The organism is Kineococcus siccus (assembly GCF_009906795.1).
GTDB classification, from domain to species: domain Bacteria; phylum Actinomycetota; class Actinomycetes; order Actinomycetales; family Kineococcaceae; genus Kineococcus; species Kineococcus siccus.
The window spans coordinates 1-1569 of sequence record NZ_JAAALN010000386.1 but is presented as its reverse complement, the minus strand read 5'-3'; the positions used below and the strand labels follow the sequence as shown (position 1 = coordinate 1569).

At 71.5% G+C, this 1569-nt stretch carries 1 protein-coding gene; it reads right to left on the bottom strand.

From position 1 onward, the window contains the following. Positions 1–300 precede the first annotated feature (300 nt). On the bottom strand, positions 301–1350 hold the full coding sequence (locus GTR02_RS21645; protein ID WP_166609528.1) for a hypothetical protein: 1050 nt from the start codon (positions 1348–1350) through the stop codon (positions 301–303). Positions 1351–1569: the final 219 nt, after the last annotated feature.

Here is a 1569-nt window from a genome sequence, read left to right as displayed (position 1 = left end):
GACCCCACCGGAACCGATCCTCCTGCCCACCCCCGCGCTCCGCGCGGACGGCGACACGACCACGACCCTCGACACGACCACGGCGCTCACGGCATAGTCCGAACCCGCAGCGCTTCACGCGCACGAGCTACACCACTCCACGGGACTCCATCATCCCAGCCCACGACGCCTCACCGGGCGGTGGATCCAGGCTCAGCGGTGGTGGGCCCCTCCTGCACGCCATCCGGCGCTGGGCTTGGGTCAGCGTGGTGTGGAGTCAGTCCTGACACCACACCCGGGCCCGTCACCCAGCGGGGAGGCTCAACACCAGCGCGTCGGGCACGCCCACCCGGGCACGTTAACGTCGCCGCCACCTCCACCGTCGCCAAGACCGTCTGTGTAGACCGAGATGTCGTTGTCGTCGCTGGTGCCGCGCACACCGTCCGGGCCGTCGAGGTAGCGCTTGTTGTCCTCCTCGGCCTGGCGCAGGTAGTCCTGCCGGTCGGCCTCCTGAGCGGCCGCTTCGGCCGCGCACGCCCCGGCGATGCCGACACCGTTCGCGGCCGCCAGGGCGTACACGGCGCCGTAGCGCACCCACTGCTCGTAGGGCAGGGCGGCGTCGGCGCGCAGGTCTCCAGCCGGGATGGTGCTGGCCGTGGCCGTGCTGGTGGCCGTCGAGGTGCCGGTGGTCGTCGTGCTCGGGCTTGCACTCGGCGTCGCGGTGGGCGTGCTGGTCGCGGTGGCGCTCGGACTACTGGTGGTCGGGCTGGCCGTGGCCGTCTGCGGCGCTGAGCGCTCGTAACCGACCTCGGCCATGCCCTGCTGCACGAGCATCTCGTTGACGGTGGGGCCATGCGGATCGACGCGCCCCTGGGCATCGACGAGGTAAAGGTAGCCGTCGCGCTGGTTCAGGCCGCCCCCCACCATGGGCTCGCGAACGAAGGCGACCGTGGTGCCGACGGGGATCAGCGCCGCCAGGGCCTTCTTGTAGGCGGTGATGACACTGTCGGGCCAGCCGCACTCGCGCATCGGCCACTTGATGCCGTCCAGGCGCAGGTCATGGGGGTACTTGTCACTGAAGTCGAGGGTGAACTCATCGCCCCCGAACCCGGTGTCAAGCGCGGTCACGGTGCCGACCCACACCGGCGAGTCGTCCAGGTCCCCCTTGGGCTCCCACTTGGTGTAGGTGGGGCTGGGCGTCGCCGTGGGGGTGGCGCCGCCCACCGCCTGCGTGGCGGTGCCCTCCTGCGACTCAGGCCCGGACGTGCCGTCGCCTCCCCCACCACAGCCTGTCGTCAGCAGCGCCGCGGTGATCAGGGCCGCTGGTGCGAGGCGGGCGCGACCGCGCCCGCGGATGTTCGTTCCATGCACACAGCGCACGGTAGTGGGCCGCGCGCGCCCGACGAAGTCCGGCGGCGCGGCGCACCCGGTGACGGACAGGATGAGAGCGTCGCCCGGCGCTGAGCCTGGATCCACCGCTGGATGACCGGTGAGCTCGTGGTGACCTGCCGAAGGCAGGTCACCACGAGCAGGGTGTGAGGCAGTCGCCGACCGGTGTCGGCTCCTCCACTGTGGTTCCTGGTCGTGCCC